16 protein-coding genes and 1 pseudogene are annotated in these 18,441 nt (G+C 66.4%); 7 read left to right on the plus strand and 10 right to left on the minus strand.

The annotated features are described in order from the left end of the window. Window positions 1-169, plus strand: a pseudogene (locus HCC78_RS25370) (FAD-binding protein); the annotation flags it as partial. Window positions 170-362: 193 nt separating this feature from the next. On the opposite strand, the gene nqrF reads toward HCC78_RS25370, so the two are convergent. From nqrF to HCC78_RS25400, 6 genes are read right to left on the minus strand one after another with little or no spacing between them, the layout of a single operon-like run. Continuing rightward, entirely contained in the window at window positions 363-1,583 is a 1,221-nt protein-coding gene (gene nqrF, locus HCC78_RS25375) for an NADH:ubiquinone reductase (Na(+)-transporting) subunit F (RefSeq protein WP_172331579.1), read from the minus strand. 15 nt (window positions 1,584-1,598) lie between these two features. Next, window positions 1,599-2,207 carry an NADH:ubiquinone reductase (Na(+)-transporting) subunit E gene (gene nqrE / locus HCC78_RS25380; RefSeq protein WP_172331580.1) on the minus strand — a complete coding sequence of 203 codons (609 nt, stop codon included), beginning with the start codon at window positions 2,205-2,207 and terminating at the stop codon, window positions 1,599-1,601. Window positions 2,208-2,209: 2 nt separating this feature from the next. Beyond that, window positions 2,210-2,863, minus strand: coding sequence for an NADH:ubiquinone reductase (Na(+)-transporting) subunit D (locus HCC78_RS25385; RefSeq protein WP_172331581.1), 654 nt, complete (start codon window positions 2,861-2,863; stop codon window positions 2,210-2,212). Beyond that, the gene (locus HCC78_RS25390; protein WP_172331582.1) at window positions 2,863-3,693 is read right to left on the minus strand and encodes a Na(+)-translocating NADH-quinone reductase subunit C; all 831 of its coding nucleotides are present in this window, start codon (window positions 3,691-3,693) and stop codon (window positions 2,863-2,865) included. Before HCC78_RS25390 ends, HCC78_RS25385 begins: the two co-directional genes overlap by 1 nt. Beyond that, window positions 3,686-4,894 carry an NADH:ubiquinone reductase (Na(+)-transporting) subunit B gene (locus tag HCC78_RS25395; protein WP_172331583.1) on the minus strand — a complete coding sequence of 403 codons (1,209 nt, stop codon included), beginning with the start codon at window positions 4,892-4,894 and terminating at the stop codon, window positions 3,686-3,688. The genes HCC78_RS25390 and HCC78_RS25395 overlap by 8 nt, the downstream gene beginning before the upstream one ends. A gap of 5 nt (window positions 4,895-4,899) precedes the next feature. Next, window positions 4,900-6,249 (minus strand): Na(+)-translocating NADH-quinone reductase subunit A, encoded by a 1,350-nt coding sequence (locus HCC78_RS25400; RefSeq protein WP_172331584.1) that lies wholly within the window; start codon window positions 6,247-6,249, stop codon window positions 4,900-4,902. Between the two features lie 278 nt (window positions 6,250-6,527). Here HCC78_RS25400 and HCC78_RS25405 point away from each other — a divergent pair, with 278 nt between their 5' ends. The 3 genes from HCC78_RS25405 (at window position 6,528) to HCC78_RS25415 (ending at window position 11,423) form a co-directional block, all read left to right on the plus strand. After that, window positions 6,528-7,553: an FAD:protein FMN transferase gene (locus HCC78_RS25405; RefSeq protein WP_172331585.1), complete on the plus strand. Its 1,026-nt coding sequence runs from the start codon at window positions 6,528-6,530 to the stop codon at window positions 7,551-7,553. A gap of 11 nt (window positions 7,554-7,564) precedes the next feature. After that, window positions 7,565-7,816, plus strand: coding sequence for a (Na+)-NQR maturation NqrM (gene nqrM / locus HCC78_RS25410; RefSeq protein ID WP_172331586.1), 252 nt, complete (start codon window positions 7,565-7,567; stop codon window positions 7,814-7,816). A 166-nt stretch (window positions 7,817-7,982) separates the two neighbouring features. Continuing rightward, window positions 7,983-11,423: a Hint domain-containing protein gene (locus HCC78_RS25415; RefSeq protein ID WP_172331587.1), complete on the plus strand. Its 3,441-nt coding sequence runs from the start codon at window positions 7,983-7,985 to the stop codon at window positions 11,421-11,423. Here the strand turns inward: HCC78_RS25415 and HCC78_RS25420 are convergent. From HCC78_RS25420 to secA, 4 genes are all read right to left on the minus strand, one after another. Further along, window positions 11,357-11,539, minus strand: coding sequence for a hypothetical protein (locus HCC78_RS25420; RefSeq protein WP_172331588.1), 183 nt, complete (start codon window positions 11,537-11,539; stop codon window positions 11,357-11,359). The two genes, HCC78_RS25415 and HCC78_RS25420, sit on opposite strands and share 67 nt — an antisense overlap. Before the next feature lies 1 nt (window position 11,540). Then, the gene (locus tag HCC78_RS25425; RefSeq protein WP_172331589.1) at window positions 11,541-12,062 is read right to left on the minus strand and encodes a CBS domain-containing protein; all 522 of its coding nucleotides are present in this window, start codon (window positions 12,060-12,062) and stop codon (window positions 11,541-11,543) included. A 117-nt stretch (window positions 12,063-12,179) separates the two neighbouring features. Then, on the minus strand, window positions 12,180-12,776 hold the full coding sequence (locus HCC78_RS25430; RefSeq protein WP_172331590.1) for a hypothetical protein: 597 nt from the start codon (window positions 12,774-12,776) through the stop codon (window positions 12,180-12,182). Beyond that, on the minus strand, window positions 12,755-15,466 hold the full coding sequence (gene secA / locus HCC78_RS25435) for a preprotein translocase subunit SecA (RefSeq protein ID WP_172331591.1): 2,712 nt from the start codon (window positions 15,464-15,466) through the stop codon (window positions 12,755-12,757). The genes HCC78_RS25430 and secA overlap by 22 nt, the downstream gene beginning before the upstream one ends. Before the next feature lie 183 nt (window positions 15,467-15,649). On the opposite strand from secA, the gene HCC78_RS25440 reads away from it, so the two are divergent. Genes HCC78_RS25440 through mutT form a run of 3 tightly spaced genes read left to right on the plus strand, consistent with a single transcriptional unit; the run spans window position 15,650 to window position 18,238 of the window. Next, window positions 15,650-16,513: a peptidylprolyl isomerase gene (locus tag HCC78_RS25440; protein WP_172331592.1), complete on the plus strand. Its 864-nt coding sequence runs from the start codon at window positions 15,650-15,652 to the stop codon at window positions 16,511-16,513. Window positions 16,514-16,520: 7 nt separating this feature from the next. Continuing rightward, on the plus strand, window positions 16,521-17,843 hold the full coding sequence (gene argJ, locus HCC78_RS25445) for a bifunctional glutamate N-acetyltransferase/amino-acid acetyltransferase ArgJ (protein WP_172331593.1): 1,323 nt from the start codon (window positions 16,521-16,523) through the stop codon (window positions 17,841-17,843). Next, entirely contained in the window at window positions 17,840-18,238 is a 399-nt protein-coding gene (mutT, locus tag HCC78_RS25450; RefSeq protein WP_172331594.1) for an 8-oxo-dGTP diphosphatase MutT, read from the plus strand. Before argJ ends, mutT begins: the two co-directional genes overlap by 4 nt. The last annotated feature ends 203 nt before the right edge of the window (window positions 18,239-18,441 follow it).

The following is an 18,441-nucleotide window of genomic DNA, read 5'->3' on the forward strand; positions in this document are numbered from 1 at the left end:
CATCGCGGCCGGGATTTCCGGGGCGATCCAGCACCTTGCGGGGATGAAGGACTCCAAGGTGATCGTGGCGATCAACAAGGACGAGGAGGCGCCGATCTTCCAGGTCGCCGATTACGGGCTGGTTGCCGACCTCTTCGACGCCGTGCCGGAGCTGACCTCCAAGGTCTGACCCCGCACCGCAGGACAGACACCCGAAGGCCCCCTAGGGGGCCTTTTTTCATGGCTGGAGAGCTGGTCCGGCCGTGCCCCACCTGCCCTCCACGGGCGCGCCAGGCCGACTGCAGCCGCCCCGAACGGAAGCAGCCGCTGCTTGCGCAGCGGCTGCAATCCTGTCCGGCAGGCCGGGCCCCGCAGGGCCGCGCTCAGCCGCCGAAATCGTCGAGCATGATGTCGTCGCGGTCGACGCCGAGATCGAGCAGCATGTTGATGACCGACTTGTTCATGATGGGCGGACCGCACATGTAATATTCGCAGTCCTCGGGCGCCGGGTGGTTCTTGAGGTATTCCTCGAACAGCACGTTGTGGATGAAGCCGGTATAGCCGGTCCATTCGTCCTCGGGCATCGCGTCGGACAGCGCCACATGCCATTCGAAATTCGGGTTCTCGGCGGCCAGGCCGTCGAAATCCTCGACATAGAACATCTCGCGCTTGGAGCGGGCGCCGTACCAGAAGCTGACCTTGCGGTCGGTGCCGATCCGCTTGAGCTGGTCGAAGATGTGGCTCCGCATCGGCGCCATGCCGGCGCCGCCGCCGACGAAGATCATCTCCTTCTTGGTGTCCCGCGCGAAGAATTCGCCGAAGGGACCCGAGATGGTGACCTCGTCGCCCGGCTTCAGGTTGAAGATGTAGGACGACATCTTGCCTGCCGGGATGCCGGTCGAGCCCGGGGGCGGGCTGGCGATCCGGACGTTGAGCATGATGATGCCCCTCTCCTCCGGGTAGTTCGCCATCGAATAGGCGCGCTCCACCGCTTCGTCCACCTTGGAGCGGTACTGCCACAGGTTGAACTTGTCCCAGTCGCCGCGGAACTTCGGATCCACGTCGAACTGGTCATAGGAGATGTCGTAGGGCGGGCATTCGATCTGGATGTAGCCGCCGGCGCGGAAGTTGACATTCTCGCCTTCGGGAAGCTCGAGCACGAGCTCCTTGATGAAGGTCGCGACGTTGTCGTTCGACCGCACCTTGCAGCGCCATTTCTTGACGCCGAAGACATGCTCCGGCACCTCGATCTTCATGTCCTGCTTGACCGCGACCTGGCAGGACAGGCGGTCGCATTCGGCCGCTTCGCGCTTGGTGATGTGGGTTTCCTCGGTCGGCAGGATCGACCCGCCGCCCTCGAAGACCTTGACCCGGCACTGCGCGCAGGTGCCGCCGCCGCCGCAGGCGGAGGGCACGAACAGCTTGGCCTCGGCGAGGGTCTGCAGGAGCTTGCCGCCTGCCGGAACCGAGATGGTCTTCTCGCCGTTGATCTCGATGTTGACGTTGCCGGACGAGACCAGCCGCGACCGGGCGCTGAGGATGATCGTCACCAGCGCAAGGACGATGACGGTGAAGAGGCAGACGCCCAGAAGGAAAGTGCTCATATCTTTGTGCCTCCCTTACAGGTTGACGCCCGAGAAGGACATGAAGCCCATCGCCATCAGGCCGGCGGTGATGAAGGTGATGCCGAGGCCCTGCAGGCCGTCGGGAATGTCGGAATACTTCAGCTTCTCGCGGACGCCCGCCATGGCGGTGATCGCAAGCGCCCAGCCGATGCCGGAGCTCAGGCCGTAGGTCGCCGCTTCGGGGAAGGTGTAGTCGCGTTCCACCATGAACAGCGAGCCGCCGAGGATGGCGCAGTTCACGGTGATCAGCGGCAGGAAGATCCCGAGCGCGTTGTAGAGCGCGGGGATGTACTTATCGAGGAACATCTCGAGGATCTGCACGATCGCCGCGATCACGCCGATATACGAGATCAGGCCCAGGAAGGTCAGGTCGACATCCGGGAAGCCTGCCCAGGACAGCGCGCCGGGCTTCAGCAGGTGCTGGAGGATCAGGTTGTTCGCGGGAACCGTGATCGCCTGGACCACGGTCACCGAGATGCCGAGCCCGATCGCCGTGCTGATCTTCTTCGACACGGCGATGAAGGTGCACATGCCGAGGAAGAAGGAGAGCGCGAGGTTCTCGACGAAGATTGCCTTGAAGGCGAGGGAAACGAGCCCTTCCATGATCAGTGGGCCTCCACGGTCTGGATCTTGTATTCGCGGGCCTCGACCTGCGCCGGTTTCCAGGTGCGGAAGCCCCAGATCAGCAGGCCGATGACGAAGAAGGCCGAGGGCGGCAGCAGCAGCAGGCCGTTCGGCACGTACCAGCCGCCGTTGTTCACGGTCTGCAGGATGGTGACGCCGAAGAGCGAGCCCGAGCCGAAGAGCTCGCGGATGACGCCGACCATCATCAGGATCAGGCCGTAGCCTGCGCCGTTGCCGATGCCGTCGATGAAGGACGCGACCGGCGGGTTCTTCATGGCGAAGGCTTCCGCGCGGCCCATCACGATGCAGTTGGTGATGATCAGGCCGACGAAGACCGACAGCGTCTTGGAAATCTCGAAGGCGAAGGCCTTCAGGATCTGGTCCACGCAGATCACCAGCGAGGCGATGATGATCATCTGCACGATGATCCGGATCGAGCTGGGGATGTGGTTGCGCAGCATCGAGATGAACATCGACGAGAATGCGGTCACCATGGTCACGGCCAGCGCCATGACGAAGGCCACCTTCAGCGAGGAGGTCACCGCCAGCGCCGAACAGATGCCCAGCACCTGCAGCGTGATCGGGTTGTTGTCGACGAGCGGATCGACAAGCAGTGATTTGTTGGTCTGGGCCATCACAGGTCTCCGTTCTTCAGCTTTTCAAGATACGGCGCGAAGCCCTGCTCGCCCATCCAGAAGCGGACGAGGTTGTCCACGCCTCGCGAGGTGAGCGTAGCGCCCGCCAGCGCGTCGATATGGTAGTTCGCGGCCTCGCCCGAGGGGCTGCCCTTCGACACGTTGATCGCCAGGTCGCCCTCGGAATTGCGCAGTTCCTTGCCGTTCCACAGCGCCTTCCAGCGGGGGTTGTCGACCTCGGCGCCGAGGCCGGGCGTTTCCGCCTGCTGGTAGAACTGAAGGCCGAAGATCGTGTTGGTATCTTCTTCCAGCGTGATGAAGCCGTAAAGGGTCGACCACAGGCCGTAGCCCGAAATCGGCAACACAACCTTGTCAAGCGCGCCGGAATCGTCCTTCAGCAGGTACACCATCTGGTAGCGCGCCTGGCGGCCGAGGCCTGCCGGATCGTTCTCCAGCTCGCTCGACAGCGCCATGTCCGAGGTCGCCGCAACGTCGTCATAGGTGGCGACGGTGAAGGGCGCGCCCGCCGCGTTCGGCACCTCGTCGACATAGTCGCCGGTCTGCAGGTCGACGATCTTCGGCTCGAAGGCCGAGGTGAAGACCTCGTTGATGTCCATGCCCGGCTCGTACAGGCCCGCCACCTCGAGGATGTTGCGGCGCTTGTCGAGCAGCTGGTTCGCTTCCTGGATCGGACGCAGCGCCACGGCGGCGGCGGCCACGACCATCGAGCAGAACAGGCAGAGCGTGATGGCGACGAACAGCGTCTTGGCAGTAGAGTCGGCCGGGGTGTTCTGCCACCAGCCGAGGAAGCCTTTCTTGGTCTCAGGCATTGCGCTTGACCCTCCGGGCGATGTTGGCGCGCGCGACGAAGTAGTCGATCAGCGGCGCGAAGATGTTACCGAACAGGATGGCGAGCATCATGCCCTCGGGGAAGGCCGGGTTGATGACGCGGATCATCACGACCATCACGCCGATCAGCGCGCCGTAGATGTAGCGGCCGAGGTTGGTATGCGAGGCGGAGACGGGTTCGGTCACCATAAAGGCCAGGCCGAAGGCATAGCCGCCCAGCACGAGGTGCCAGTACCACGGCATCGCGAACATCGGGTTGTCGGCGGAGCCGATCACGTTGAGGAGCAGCGAGAAGCCGATCATCCCCGCGAGGCAGCCCACCACGAGACGCCAGTTGGCGATCTTGGTGGCGATCAGGAACGCCAGGCCGATGAAGCAGGCCAGCGCCGAGGTCTCGCCGAGGCAGCCCTGGATCGTGCCGGCGAAGGCGCCCCACCACGTGATCCCCTCGCCTGCCAGCGCCTGCACGCCGTCGGAGGCCGAGACGGCCAGCGCGGTCGCGCCGGAGAAGCCGTCGACCGGCACCCAGACGCTGTCGCCCGACATAGAGGCCGGATAGGCGAAGTAGAGGAACGCGCGGCCGACAAGGGCCGGGTTGAGGAAGTTCTTGCCGGTCCCGCCGAAGACTTCCTTGCCGATCACGACACCGAAGGAGATGCCGAGCGCGACCTGCCACAGCGGCGCGGTGGCCGGCATGATCAGGACGTAGAGCATCGAGGTGACGAGGAAGCCCTCGTTGACCTCGTGGCGGCGGATCGTGGCGAACAGCACTTCCCAGAAGCCGCCCACCGCCAGCGTGACGATGTAGATAGGCAGGAAGTACGTGAAGCCGTGCAGGAAGTTGGCGATCGGGTTCGCCGGGTTGAAGCCGATGCCCAGGCTTGCCAGCAGCAGCTGGCGCCAGCCCTCCGGATCGGTCTGGCCCATCGCGGCGATGGCGGAGTTCGCCTGGTAGCCAGTGTTCCACAGGCCGACCAGGATGGTCGGGATCGTCGCGATCACGACATAGGTCATGATCCGCTTCATGTCGATGTAGCTGCGCGCGTGCGGCGCAGCGGCCGTGACCGTCTTCGGCGTGTAGAGGAAGCTTTCCACCATCTCGTAGACGGGGAACCACTTCTCCCACTTGCCGCCCTTGGTGAAGTTCGGCTCGATCCGGTCGAAGAATTTGCGGGCGCCCATGGGTGTCAGCCCTCCTTCTCGATGCGGGCGAGGCTGGTGCGCAGCGCCATCCCGTATTCATACTTGGCCGGGCAGGCGAAGGTGCAGAGCGCGAGATCCTCCTCGTCGAGCTCCAGCGCGCCGAGCGCCTGCGCGGTGTCGGTGTCGCCAACCAGCAGGGCGCGCAGCAGCTGCGTCGGCAGGTAGTCCTGCGGCATCAGCGTCTCGAACGTGCCCGTCGGCACCATCGCGCGGCGCCCGCCGTTGAGGTTGGAGGTCAGGTTGTAGAGCTTCTTGCCCAGGAAGGACGACGCCAGCACCGGCTGCACCGAGAACTTGCCCGGCTGCGGGCTGATCCAGCCCAGCACTTCCTGCGTCTTGTCTTCCGAGATCAGCGTCACCTGGCGGTGGTAGCGGCCGAGGAAGCCAAAGGGGCCCTCGGCGACCGAACCGGTCAGCACCGAGCCCGAGATGATCCGCACCGGGGCGTCGCCCGAGATCTCGCCCTCGGTGAGCGAGGCGATGTCGGCGCCGAGCAGCGTCTTCAAGTGGCGCGGATTGGCGGCGCGGGGTCCCGCGACCGTGACCACGCGGGCCGAATCGAGGAAGCCGGTCTCGAACAGGCGGCCGATCGCCAGCACGTCCTGGTAGCCGATGTGCCAGACCGTCTTGCCCGGGTGCGGCGGCTCTACGAAATGCATGTGCGTGCCCGGCAGGCCCGCCGGGTGCGGACCCTCGAAGGTATGCACCTCGACATGCGTCATGTGCTCGGAGATCAGCGAGGCTCCGGGACGCTGGCAGAGATAGGTCTTGCCTTCGGTCAGCTTGGAGATCGCCAGGAGGCCCTTGTCGAAGGTTTCGACCTGCCCCTCGAGCACCAGCGAGGCGTCGGGCGCGAGCGGTTCGGACTCCATGGCGGTGACGAAGATCGCCGCCGGACGGTCCGCCCCTGCGGGAACCTTGGAATAGGGCCGCGTGCGGAACGCGGTCCACAGGCCGGAATCGAGGAGCTTCGCCGCGACCTGCTCGCCGGTCATTCCGGCGGGATCGGCGGCGTAGAAGTCCATCCCGGTGTCGCCGGCGTCGTCGATGTCGATCACGACGCTCTGCAGCACCCGGCGGGCACCGCGGTTGATCGCGCGGATGCGGCCGGTGGCCGGGGCGGTGAAAACGACTTCCGGAGTGTCCTTGTGGCAGAAGAGGGCCGTCCCGCGACGGACGTGATCCCCTTCCTGGACGAACATGCGGGGCTTCAGCCCGACGTAGTCGCCACCGATGACGGCGACGGAGACAGGCGAGGCCGCGGCCTCGATCACGGGCGCGGGGGCGCCTGCAATCGGCAGGTCGAGACCTTTCTTCAGGGCGTGATGGGTCATCTAGCTCGAAGCGTCCTAGGTGCGGCTGTGAATGGTGACTGCGAATTCGACATTGCGCACCTCCGTATGCAATGTCAGCAGAAACCTAAATGTGGCAATGTGCCGTGCGCCCCCCTTGAAAGGGACGTCCGACTCGCAGGTTTCTTTAACCGCCATGGCCGCGCAGTGCAGCCCCTAACTTGCCCCGATTGCCGCGCGGTCCGGTCAGCCTGTCCAATTGACACCAAATCCCGCGGATGAAAAACCCCCGCGAAAGTCTTTGCCCGGGATGTCCTCACATGCGCGCGATTCTGCTCTCTACCGCCCTGCTCTCCCTCTCCGGCTGCTGGTTCGACGGCGCGCCCGAGAGCGTTAGGATCGAGGGCAGCACCATGGGCACGACCTATCACGTCACCGTCGTCGACGGGCCGAAGGACATGGACGCGGAAAAGCTGTCCGAGATCACCGAGGCGGCGCTGAAGGCGATCCTGGCGCATGTGAACAACTGGGACCCGGCCTCGGAAGTGTCCGAATTCAGCGCCTCCACCTCGACGGAACCGGTGGACATCTCGCCCGAGCTGCAGGCGGTCATGGCGGAAGCCAACCGGATCAACGCGCTGTCGGGCGGCAAGTTCGACGTGACGCTGGCGCCGCTGATCGACCTCTGGGGGTTCGGACCGAAGAAGCCGGGCGAGCCGATCCCCTCGGACGAGGAGATCGCCGCTGCGATGGAGACCGTCGGCCAGGCCGGCAAGCTGGAGCTCGGGGACGGCACGCTGCGCAAGACCATGCCGGGCGTCTCGCTGAACCTCTCGGCGATCGCCAAGGGCCAGGGGATCGACGCCGTGGGCGATGCGATCGCCGCGGCGGGCGCCACCCGCTACCTGGTGGAAATCGGCGGGGACCTGGTCTCCAAGGGGCTGAACGCCCAGGACGGGCCCTGGGTGATCGGCGTGGAGCGGCCCGACGCGGCCAGCCAGACCGTCGAGGTCGTCATCCCGGTGACCGACATGGGCATGGCGACCTCGGGCGACTACCGCAACTATTTCGAGCAGGACGGCATCCGCTACAGCCACATCATCGACCCGACCACCGGCCGGCCGATCACCCATACCACTGCCTCCGTCACCGTCCTGGCCGATACCGCGATGGCGGCCGACGGGCTTGCCACGGCCCTGCTGGCCATGGGAGAAGAGGAGGCGATGCCGCTGGCCGAGGCCGAGGACATCCCGGTCATGTTCATCACCCGCAAGGATGACGGATTCGTGACTGCCAGCAGTTCTTCCTTCGACGCCCTTCTGGCCCAGATGGAAGACAAGGACTAAGGAGCACACCCATGGCCACGTTCGCCTTCGCCTTCGCCTTCCTCCTGCTCGTCGTCCTGGGCATGTCCCTGGGCGTCCTCCTGATGGGCAAGACCATCAAGGGCAGCTGCGGCGGGCTCAACGCCATCTCGGGCGCCGACAAATGCGTCGTCTGCCAGAAGGATGTCGACCCGAACAGCCCGCTGCGCGACAAGCTGCAGTGCAAGCGCGCCCAGGCCATGCGGGAACGCCTGGACGCGGAAGTCGAAGCAGACGCCCGCTGATCCGCGCGGCTGCCTAGAGTTTTAGGCAGTTTCCCCGCTCCGCCGGCGCGACGGAGCGGAAGTCTTCACGAGACGTTAAAGCGCTGTCCCCATCTTTGCCGTCGCCCTGCTGCGCCCGCCGCGCCGCCGGGCTTTCCGGCGACTCCTTGCGGTGGGGACCAGGACCATGTCCACGACGTTCAACGTCATCTATCTCGGCACGTTCAGCACCATCGACAACACCGAAGGCGACCAGCTTGCCGAAAACGCCTCGGTCCTGAACGGCACCAGCGCCGGCAGCGCGGACCAGCCGCTGTGGAAGAACATCCAGAGCTTCAGCCCCGGCTCCACCGGCTATGCCGGCGGCGTGAGCAATGCCTACGACCAGTCGAACAGCCCGTCGGAGACCTTCCGCATCAACGGCGGCAGCGACCAGACCTTCGACGCGGTCGCGCTCTACAACGCCACCGTCTATTTCACCGACGGCACCAGCACGACGACCACGCTGGTGGTCTTCCAGGACTCGACCGGAAAGACCTATCTCGCCCCGGACACGTCCGGCGGCACCCATGCCGACCTGATCGCTTCCGCGCCGATCCAGTCGGTGCAGCTCACGTCGGTCTCCGCCAACAGCGCCAACGGTTTGACCGCCGACCGGCTGGCCTCGGGCTTCTCGGTGCCGAAATCCGTCGACGGCACCGCCGGCAGCGACTCCATGGGCGCGGGCTTCACCGATGCGCAGGGCGACAGGATCGAGCCGAATGCGGGAGCCGCTGACTCCATTTCCGCAGGCGCGGGCGACGACACGATCAATTCGGGCGCGGGCAACGATACGGTCTGGGCCGGAGACGGCAATGACGTCATCTATGCGTCGAAGGGCAATGACAGCCTGATGGGCGAAGGCGGCAACGACCGCTTCATCTATGCCGCCGGCGACGGCGCCGACACGATCTCGGGCGGCACCGGCACCGACACGCTCGATTTCTCGACCAGCACCGGCGCCGTCAGCGTCCTCCATTCCGGCTCGCAGGCCGGCACGTTCAGCGACGGCACCTCGACCTCCAGCTTCACGGGGATCGAGCGGTTCGCGCTCACGTCCTACAATGACACGATCGACGCCGGATTTTCTTCGGGCAGCACCTGGATCGATGCCGGAGCGGGCAACGACTACATCGAATACGGCGCCTCGAACAGCACGGTCTACGGCGGCGACGGCGACGACACGATCGACGACAACAACGGCACGCGCGAACTCGGCAACGACTATCTCGACGGCGGATCGGGCAATGACGCCATCTTCGGCGATGCCGGCGCCGACACGCTCCTCGGCGGCACCGGCGCGGACAGCCTCGAAGGCGGCGCGGGCCGCGACATCCTCTGGGGCGGCAGCGACCGCTCTGCCGACACGCTGAAGGGCGGCGACGACCAGGACACGCTGATCATCTCCGACGGCTTCGGCACCTCCAACGTGCAGGGCGGCGAGGGCGGCACCGACTGGGACGAGCTGAACTTCTCCTACGCCACCGGCTCGGTCACCGTCACCTTCACCGGCAACGAGACCGGCACCGCCACGAACGGCACCGACACGCTGAGCTTCTCCCAGATCGAGGCGGTCGTGCTGGGCCCGGCCGGATCGAAAGTCGATGCCAGCGCGACCAGCGGCCCGATCTCCATCACCGGCGGGTCCGGAAACGACACGATCTACTTCGGCTCGGGCAACGCCACCGTCTTCGGCGGCGCAGGCAACGACGTGATCGACGACCAGGCCGGACCCGAGCTGGCCGGCGCCGACAGCATCTCGGCCGGAGACGGCAACGACACGGTCTTTGCCGGTCTCGACAGCGACACGATCTCGGGCGGCACCGGCGACGACTTCCTCGACGGCGAGAGCGGCGACGACCTGATCTACGGCGACGAGGGCAACGACTGGCTGGTCGGGCGCTCGGGCAGCGACACCATCTACGGCGGCACCGGCAGCGACCTCATTCTCGCCGGCGACGACAATGACAGCCTCTCGGGCGGCGACGGCAGCGACTTCCTCTACGGCGAGGCCGGGAACGACACGATCCAGGGCGATGCCGGAGCCGACTACATTCGCGGCGGCACCGGCGCCGACCTGATCGAGGGCGGCGCGGATGCCGACACCATCTATCTCGAGGACAATTTCGGCAGCGACACGATCTCCGGCGGCGAGACCGGCACCGACCGGGACGTGCTCGACGCCAGCATGATGACCACCGGGCCGGTCACCGTGACCTTCACCGGCGACGAGGCGGGAACCGTCTCCGACGGCACCGGCACGGCGAGCTTCTCGCAGATGGAAGCCTTCGTGCTGACCAGCGGCAATGACAGCGTCGACGGTACGGCCAGCACGTCGGCGATGACCGTCGACGGCGGGGCGGGCAACGACACGATCTCCGGCGGCGACGGCGCGGACAGCATCTCCGGCGGCGACGGAAACGACCTGATCTTCTCAGGCAGGGGCGACGACACGGTCTCGGGCGGGGCGGGCAGCGACCTGCTGATCACCGGCGAGGGCAATGACAGCGTCTCGGGCGGCGACGGAAACGACACGATCCTGTCGGAATTCGGCGACGACACGATCGACGCGGGCGCCGGAGACGACGTGATCGGCGGCAGCCTCGGCCGCGACGTGATCACCACCGGCACCGGCAAGGACCGGATCATCATCTCCTACAACGACCTGCAGGACACGATCACCGATTTCGACATGGCCGATGACGACAGCGACGGGCTGTCGAACGACCAGCTCGACGTTTCGGGCCTGGCCGGCGGGCGCGGACCGGGCGGTGCGGTCACCGTCTGGGACGTCACCGTCACCGATGACGGATCGGGCAACGCGGTGCTGACCTTCCCGGGCTCGGAATCGGTTGTGCTCATGGGCGTGAGCCCGGCCAGCCTGAACACCCCCACTGCGCTGCGGGCCACAGGGATTCCCTGCTTCACCCCGGGCACGATGATCGACACCGGCAAGGGCCCGGTCCCGGTGGAGCAGCTGCGTCCCGGCGACCGGCTGCGCACCGCGGATGCGGGATTCCAGCCGGTTCTGTGGACCGCCCAGAGCAGCCTCGGCCCGACGGACCTGGCCGCGCGCCCCGAGGCCCGGCCGGTGCTGATCCGCCCCGGCGGTCTGGTGCCGCTCTCGCGGCCGATCCTGGTCTCGCCGCAGCATTGCATGGTGGCCGAGTTCGGCGGGCGGGAGCATTTCGTCCGCGCCCGCCACCTGACCGGCCTGCCCGGCGGCATGGCGGAGGCGCAGCACGGGCTGGAGCCCGTGACCTATGTCCATGTGATGCTTCCCGCGCACCATGTGATCTTCGCCGATGGCGCCCGAACCGAGAGCCTCTGGCCCGGTCCGATGGCGGTGGCGATGCTGCCTGCTGCGGAACGCGCGGCGCTGATCCGGCTGATGCCCTGGCTGGCGCAGGTGCTCGCGGTCAGCCCGAAGCTGGGCCGGGAGATCGTGCGCCACCGTTACGGGCCCCCTGCCCGTCCGGAACTGCCGAAGAAGGTGCTGAGACGGCTGGCCCGCGAGGGGGCTCAGCCGCCGAATTCGAGGGGCAGGAGCGCTAGCAGCGCAAAGCTGGCCGCTGCGGGCAGGCCGTAGGACCAGGCGCGCAGCACCCAGCCCGCGTTCTGCGCCTTCCAGTTCTCGCGGAACTGGCGGCCGCAGAGGACCATCACGAGGAAAAGTCCGGTCGCCCAGAGCGGTGTCAGCGTCATTCTACCCCACAATCATCTGCTTCATGCGCAGCGCCTCGTATTCGAGCTGCTTGAGGCGCGCCTTGACCACGTCGCCGATCGAGATCAGCCCGATCATCCGGCCGTCCTCCATCACCGGCATGTGCCGGAAATAGCCGTCCGTCATCCGCCGCAGCACCGACAGCAGCGGCGTGTCCGGCGTGCAGGTCTGGGGATTCGGAGTCATCAGTTCGGCGACCGAGGTTTCCAGCCCCTCATGTCCCTTCTCGTCGATCTGGCGCACCACGTCGCGCTCGGACAGCACGCCGACGACCCGGTCGTCCTCCATCACCACGATGACGCCGATCCGGCGGGCGCGCAGTTCTGAGACCGCCTTGGACACGCTTTCCGAGGGCGAGATCGTGTAGACGATGCTGCCCTTCTCGCGGAGCACGGACGAGACGGTGATGACGCCGTCCGCCAGGTTGGAATCCGCCGTCTGGGAATAGGTCCTGTGCTCTTCCTGGCTGCTTGCCAGGACGCCCTGATAGGATTGCGGGGCCATATGTTCTCCTCCCTTGGAAATGGGGGCGCTGCAGCTCCTCCTCAGCCGGTCGCGCCCAGCCTGAATCCAGAGTAGGGACATTCCGATCAAACGACTAGACGGAAATCGCGGCCCCGTTCACTGCGCCGGGACCGGCAGGCGCAGGATCGTTCCCGCCATGTCGCAGCCGGGCAGGTCCAGCGTCACCGGCCGCGGCGCGGCCCAGCCGCTGCGCAGCATTGCGAAGGACAGCTTGCGCCCGCAATTGGCCTGCGTGACCTCGAGATCCAGATGGTCGGGCCCCGCTCCCTGTCCGTAGGCGGCCAGTTCCGGCAGCGGCTGTGCCGAGATCGGGAAGCCGGCCACCGGCAGCAGGCCCGGCTGCAGGGATTCGGGCACGATCCAGAGGAAGCCGCCGGGTTCGGCATCGTCGGGAATGCCGACCTCCAGCGTCTCGCCGCCGATCTCCGCCGTCATCGGCACGTCGAGCGCCAGGACCGGCAGGGAGACGCGGACAGCGCCCTGGGCGCCGGTTTCCTCGGAAAGGTGCAGCGGGCCGTAGCGGATCTCCAGCGGCGCATAGGGCGCGCAGGGAAAGCGCAGGTGCAGGTCGAGGACGCCGCTCTCGGCATCCGCCTCGATCATCGGATCGCAGGACTGCGCCGCCGCAGGCACTCCGCAGAGCGCCAGCAGCATGGCCGCCGCAGCCCGGATCAGGCCAGGCTGCCGTGGCAATGCTTGAACTTCTTGCCGGAACCGCAGGGGCACGGGTCGTTGCGGCCCGGATCGCCCCAGGTCGCCTGGTCGGTCTCGTCGAAGCCCGGTGCAGCCGCGGCGGGCTCCCCTGCCGCTTCGGCGTCCTCGGCCTCCGGCTGCTCCTCGCCGGGCGCCTTAAGCCCCTGCTGGGCGAGGAACTGGCGCAGCATCGCCTGCTGCTCCTCCTGGCTCAGCGGACGCACCTGGCCGAGCTTGGCCGTCACCTCGACGCGCAGGCTGTCGAGCAAGTGCTCGAACAGCTGGAAGGCCTCGTTCTTGTATTCGTTCAGCGGGTCGCGCTGCGCATAGCCGCGGAAGCCCACGACCGAGCGCAGGTGGTCGAGCGTCAGCAAGTGCTCCCGCCATTTGGCGTCGATCGTCTGCAGCAGCACCTGCTTCTCGATGTTGCGCATGTTGTCCGGGCCGAAATCGACGGCCTTCTTGGCCATCAGCTCGTCGGAGGCGGTTTCCAGGCGCTCGCGGATCACCTCGGCATCGACGCCGTCCTCGTCGACCCAGGCCATGACCGGCGCATCCACGCCCAGCTTCTCGATGGCGGCGGCATAGAGCCCCTCGCCGTCCCACTGGTCGTGATAGGTCTTCGGCGGGATATGCGCGTCGACCAGGTCCTCGACCACGTCATGGCGCATGTCGCGGGTGATCTCGGACACGTCCTGCGTCTCCATGATCTCGCGGCGCTGGCTGAAGATGACCTTCCGCTGGTCGTTCATCACGTCGTCGAATTTCAGCAGCTGCTTGCGGATGTCGAAGTTGCGCGCCTCGACCTTCGCCTGCGCCCGCTCCAGCGACTTGTTGACCATCGGGTGGACGATCGCCTCGCCCTCCTTCATGCCCAGCCGCTGCAGCATCTTGTCCAGCCGGTCGCCGCCGAAGATGCGCATCAGGTCGTCTTCCAGCGACAGGAAGAAGGCCGAGCGTCCCGGGTCGCCCTGGCGGCCGGAGCGGCCACGCAGCTGGTTGTCGATGCGGCGGCTTTCATGCCGTTCGGTGGCCAGGACGAACAAGCCGCCAGCCTGCTTGACGGCCTCTTCGTCGGCCTTGTGCTGCTCCTCGATGGAGGCGCGTATCTCGTCGGGATGGCGGACGGGATCGGCGGCGATCGCCTCCATGACCGCGAAGTCGACATTGCCGCCCAGCTTGATGTCGGTGCCGCGGCCCGCCATGTTCGTCGCGATGGTCACGGCGCCGAGCTTGCCGGCATCGGCGACGATCTGCGCTTCCTGCTCGTGCTGGCGCGCGTTCAGGACGTTGTGCTGGATGCCCTCGGAGCCCAGGAACTGGCTGAGGAACTCGGATTTCTCGATCGAGGTGGTGCCGACCAGGACCGGCTGGCCCTTCTCGTGCGCCTTCTTGATCTCCTCGACGATGGCCGCGTATTTCTCGCGCCCGGTGCGGAACACCTGGTCATGCTCGTCGATCCGCGCGATCGGGCGGTTGGTCGGAACCTCGACGACGCCGAGCTTGTAGATCTCGTCGAATTCGTCGGCCTCGGTGGCCGCGGTGCCGGTCATGCCCGCCAGCTTGTCGTAGAGGCGGAAGTAGTTCTGGAAGGTGACCGAGGCCAGCGTCGTGTTCTCGGGCTGGATCTGCACGCCTTCCTTTGCCTCTATGGCCTGGTGCAGGCCGTCGCTGAGGCGCCGTCCGACCATCATCCGGCCGGTGAATTCGTCGATCAGCACCACCTGGTTGTCGCGGACGATGTAGTCCTTGTCCTTGGTGAAGAGGACATGCGCCTTCAGGCCCTGGGTAACGTGGTGAACCAGCGTGGTGGATTCCGGATCATACAGCGTCTGGCCTTCGGGCAGCAGGCCCGCGGCCATCAGGCGGCGCTCGATGAACTCGTTGCCTTCCTCGGTGAAGGTCACGTTCCGCTGCTTCTCGTCCAGCGTATAGTGCTCGGGCGTCAGCTCGGGGATGAAGGCATCGATGGTGCGGTAGAGCTCGGAACGGTCCTGCGCCGGGCCGGAGATGATCAGAGGCGTGCGCGCCTCGTCGATCAGGATCGAGTCGACCTCGTCGACGATCGCGAAATAGTGTCCGCGCTGCGCCATCTGGTCGAGCGACGACTTCATGTTGTCGCGCAGGTAGTCGAAGCCCAGCTCGTTGTTGGTCGCATAGGTGATGTCGGCCTTGTAGGCGTCCTTCTTCTCCGCCTCGGGCTGCTGCGGATAGACCACGCCGGTGGTCAGGCCGAGCGCGCCGTAGACCTTCGACATCCACTCGGAGTCGCGCCGCGCCAGGTAGTCGTTCACCGTCACGATATGCACCGGCTTGCCGGTCAGCGCGTTCAAGTAGGCCGGGAAGGTCGCGACCAGGGTCTTGCCTTCGCCCGTCTTCATCTCGGCGATGTTGCCCTGGTGCAGGAAGATGCCGCCCAGCAGCTGCGTGTCGAAGGCGCGGAGCCCCAGCGCGCGCCGCGCGCCCTCGCGGCAGTTGGCGAAGGCTTCGGGCAGCAGCGCGTCGAGGCTCTCGCCCTTGGCGACCCGCTCCTTGAATTCCGCGGTCTTGGCGATCAGCCCGGCATCGTCGAGCTTTTCGAACTCGGGCTCCAGGGCGTTGATCTTCGCCACGAGGGGACGCGTTGCCTTGACCTTCCGGTCGTTCGGGGTCCCGAAGACCTTCTTCGCAATCGTTCCAATGCCCAGCACGTGTCTCTCCGCTTCGCTTCCGCGTCCTGACCCGTTCTTGAACGGCGGCGCCTTGCCGCCCCCGGCAGCACATCCTATGAAGCGGTCAGATGCAGCCCCGTCGTCTGGGTCTCCAGCGATGTAAGGGGCAGGTCTGAGAGTGTCAACGCCGCCGGACGCGCACAATCCTGGAAGGAACGCCCCGTGAAGCTCAACTCCCGCTTTCTCCTGACAACCGCCGCTGCAATCGGTCTTGCCGGTGCTGCCGCAGCCCAGGAGGCCCCTGCGCTCGAGAAGCCCGGCTTCGACACGGTGGTCGCCACGGTTGACGGCACCGACATCACCGCGGGCGAAGTCATCCTGATGCGGTCGCGCCTGCCGCAGCAGTACCAGCAGATGGACGACAGCCAGCTCTACGACATGCTGCTCGACCAGATGATCAACCAGCAGCTGCTTGCCGAAGAGGTCGACGCCCCCTCGCCGATGGTCCAGGCCGCGCTTGCCAACGAAGAGCGCACGCTGCTTTCGGGCGTCGTGCTGCAGGGCGTCATGCAGGCCGCCGTGACCGACGAGGCGCTGCAGGCGCTCTACGACGAGACCTATTCCTCGGCCGAGCCGAGCCGCGAATACCATGCCGCGCACATTCTCGTGGGCACCCAGGAGGAAGCGCAGGAAATCATCGACGAGCTGAATGCCGGCGCCGATTTCGCGGACCTGGCCAAGAAGAAGTCGACCGGCCCCTCCGGCCCCAACGGCGGCGATCTCGGCTGGTTCGGCAAGGGCATGATGGTCCCCGAATTCGAGGAGGCCGTCGCCAGCCTGGACGCCGGGCAGATCTCGGCCCCGGTCCAGACCCAGTTCGGCTGGCACGTGATCAAGCTAGAGGAAACCCGCATGTCCGAGGCGCCGGCCCTTGACGACGTGCGTGCCGAGCTGACCCAGACGCTTCAGCGCAAGGCGATGGAAGACAAGGTCAACGCTCTGGCCGATGCGGGCGAGGTCACCCGGAAGAGCTCGCAGGAGCTCGATGCCAGCTTCATGTCCGACCCCTCCTTCATCCAGGAATGATCCGCAGATGACGATGCCGAAGATCCGGCGCAACATGAACGCCATCGCCCGCGAACGGCTCGCCGAGCGCAGGGCGGCCGAAAAGGCTGCGGCTGCCGCGGCGCCGCTGGTTTCGCCGCTGGCTCCGGCGGGGGGCTTCCCCCAGCTTCCAGCCATCGCCGGGCTGGAGCTGTCCTCGGTAGCTGCAGGGGTGAAGTACAAGGGCCGTCCCGACGTCATGCTGGCGCGGCTCGCGCCCGGATCGGTCGTGGCCGGGGTGACCACCCGTTCGACCACGCGCTCGGCGCCGGTACTCGACTGCGAGGCCAAGCTGGCTGCGGGCGCCGACGCGGAGGCCGGGGCGGCCTTCCTGGTGAATGCCGGGAATTCCAATGCCTTCACCGGCGGGCGCGGCATCGAATCCGTCGAGGCTGTGACCAGGGCGGCGTCCGAGACGCTGGGCCTGCCGCAGTCGCGGATCTTCACCTCCTCCACGGGGGTGATCGGCCAGCCCCTGCCCCATGACCGCATCATCGCGGCGCTGGGACAGCTCTCGGACGGCCTCTCCGCCGAGGGCTGGACCGGGGCTGCACGGGCGATCATGACCACCGACACCTTCCCCAAGGGCTCGGTGGAGACCGCCGAGCTGGCGGGCGGCACGGCAACCGTGGCGGGCTTCGCCAAGGGCTCCGGCATGATCGCGCCCGACATGGGCACAATGCTGGTCTACATCTTTACCGACGCGAAGATCGCGCAGCCCGCCCTGACGGCGATGCTGCGGCGCCTGACCGACCGCAGCTTCAACAGCATCACGGTCGACAGCGACACCTCCACCTCGGACACGCTGCTGGTCGGCGCGACCGGACTGGGCCCGGAAGTCACGCAAGCCGACGAGGCTGCCTTCGAGGCCGCGCTCGGCGCGGTGATGACCGACCTGGCGCTGCAGGTGGTGCGCGACGGCGAGGGCGCAACCAAGCTGCTGGAGGTCCGGGTGACCGGCGCCGACAGCGACGCGGATGCCCGCAAGGTCGCGCTGGCCATCGCCAATTCGCCGCTGGTGAAGACTGCGGTGGCGGGCGAGGATCCGAACTGGGGCCGCATCGTCATGGCCGTCGGCAAGTCCGGCGCCAAGGCCGACCGCGACCTGCTGTCGATCAGCTTCGGCGACATCCTGGTGGCCGAGAAGGGCTGGGTCGCGCCGAGCTACACCGAAGAGGCGGGCGCGAGCTACATGAGGCAGGCCGAGCTGGTGGTCACCACCGACCTTGGCCTGGGCGACGGCAGCTCCACCGTCTGGACCTGCGACCTGACCCACCGCTACATCTCGATCAACGCGGACTACCGGTCGTGAAGCTGGTCCTCGTCTCCGCCGTCGTGCTCGTCGATTCCGACGGGCGCGTGCTGGTCACCCAGCGGCCCGAAGGCAAGGCGATGGCGGGACTGTGGGAATTCCCGGGCGGCAAAGTCGAGCCCGGGGAGACCCCCGAAGCAGCGCTGATCCGCGAGCTCCAGGAGGAGCTCGGGATCGACACCCAGGCGTCCTGCCTGGCCCCCCTGACATTCGCCAGCCACAGCTATGACAGCTTCCACCTGCTGATGCCGACCTTCGTCTGCCGCCGCTGGCAGGGGACGCCCTCCGGGCGCGAGGGACAGGCAATGAAATGGGTGCGCCCCAAGGACTTGCGCGCGCTGGCGATGCCCGAGGCGGACCTGCCGCTGATCCCCGTGATCCGCGACTGGATCTGACCTCAGGCGTGATTCGCAAGTGTTAGCGCCGTCAGTCATGCTGCACCTGCAAAATCAAGTAGATTTCCCTAATTAAGGTAAATCCAAGCAAGCGTTCTCCGGCAGTTGCATAACATTTCTACCCAATTTGCTAGTCAATTAGGCTAAGATGACAGCAACATGACATTTTTCTTAATGAAATCCCAACGCAGATTAATTAAATA

Source organism: Mangrovicoccus sp. HB161399, from assembly GCF_013184745.1.
Lineage (GTDB): Bacteria > Pseudomonadota > Alphaproteobacteria > Rhodobacterales > Rhodobacteraceae > Mangrovicoccus.

Excerpts from the sequence above, each read along its gene's own strand:
- nqrF (WP_172331579.1), bottom strand. The coding sequence starts at position 1,583 with ATGAGCACTTTCCTTCTGGGCGTCTGCCTCTTCACCGTCATCGTCCTT.
- nqrE (WP_172331580.1), bottom strand. The coding sequence starts at position 2,207 with ATGGAAGGGCTCGTTTCCCTCGCCTTCAAGGCAATCTTCGTCGAGAAC.
- HCC78_RS25385 (WP_172331581.1), bottom strand. The coding sequence starts at position 2,863 with ATGGCCCAGACCAACAAATCACTGCTTGTCGATCCGCTCGTCGACAAC.
- HCC78_RS25390 (WP_172331582.1), bottom strand. The coding sequence starts at position 3,693 with ATGCCTGAGACCAAGAAAGGCTTCCTCGGCTGGTGGCAGAACACCCCG.
- HCC78_RS25395 (WP_172331583.1), bottom strand. The coding sequence starts at position 4,894 with ATGGGCGCCCGCAAATTCTTCGACCGGATCGAGCCGAACTTCACCAAG.
- HCC78_RS25400 (WP_172331584.1), bottom strand. The coding sequence starts at position 6,249 with ATGACCCATCACGCCCTGAAGAAAGGTCTCGACCTGCCGATTGCAGGC.
- HCC78_RS25405 (WP_172331585.1), top strand. The coding sequence starts at position 6,528 with ATGCGCGCGATTCTGCTCTCTACCGCCCTGCTCTCCCTCTCCGGCTGC.
- nqrM (WP_172331586.1), top strand. The coding sequence starts at position 7,565 with ATGGCCACGTTCGCCTTCGCCTTCGCCTTCCTCCTGCTCGTCGTCCTG.
- HCC78_RS25415 (WP_172331587.1), top strand. The coding sequence starts at position 7,983 with ATGTCCACGACGTTCAACGTCATCTATCTCGGCACGTTCAGCACCATC.
- HCC78_RS25420 (WP_172331588.1), bottom strand. The coding sequence starts at position 11,539 with ATGACGCTGACACCGCTCTGGGCGACCGGACTTTTCCTCGTGATGGTC.
- HCC78_RS25425 (WP_172331589.1), bottom strand. The coding sequence starts at position 12,062 with ATGGCCCCGCAATCCTATCAGGGCGTCCTGGCAAGCAGCCAGGAAGAG.
- argJ (WP_172331593.1), top strand. The coding sequence starts at position 16,521 with ATGACGATGCCGAAGATCCGGCGCAACATGAACGCCATCGCCCGCGAA.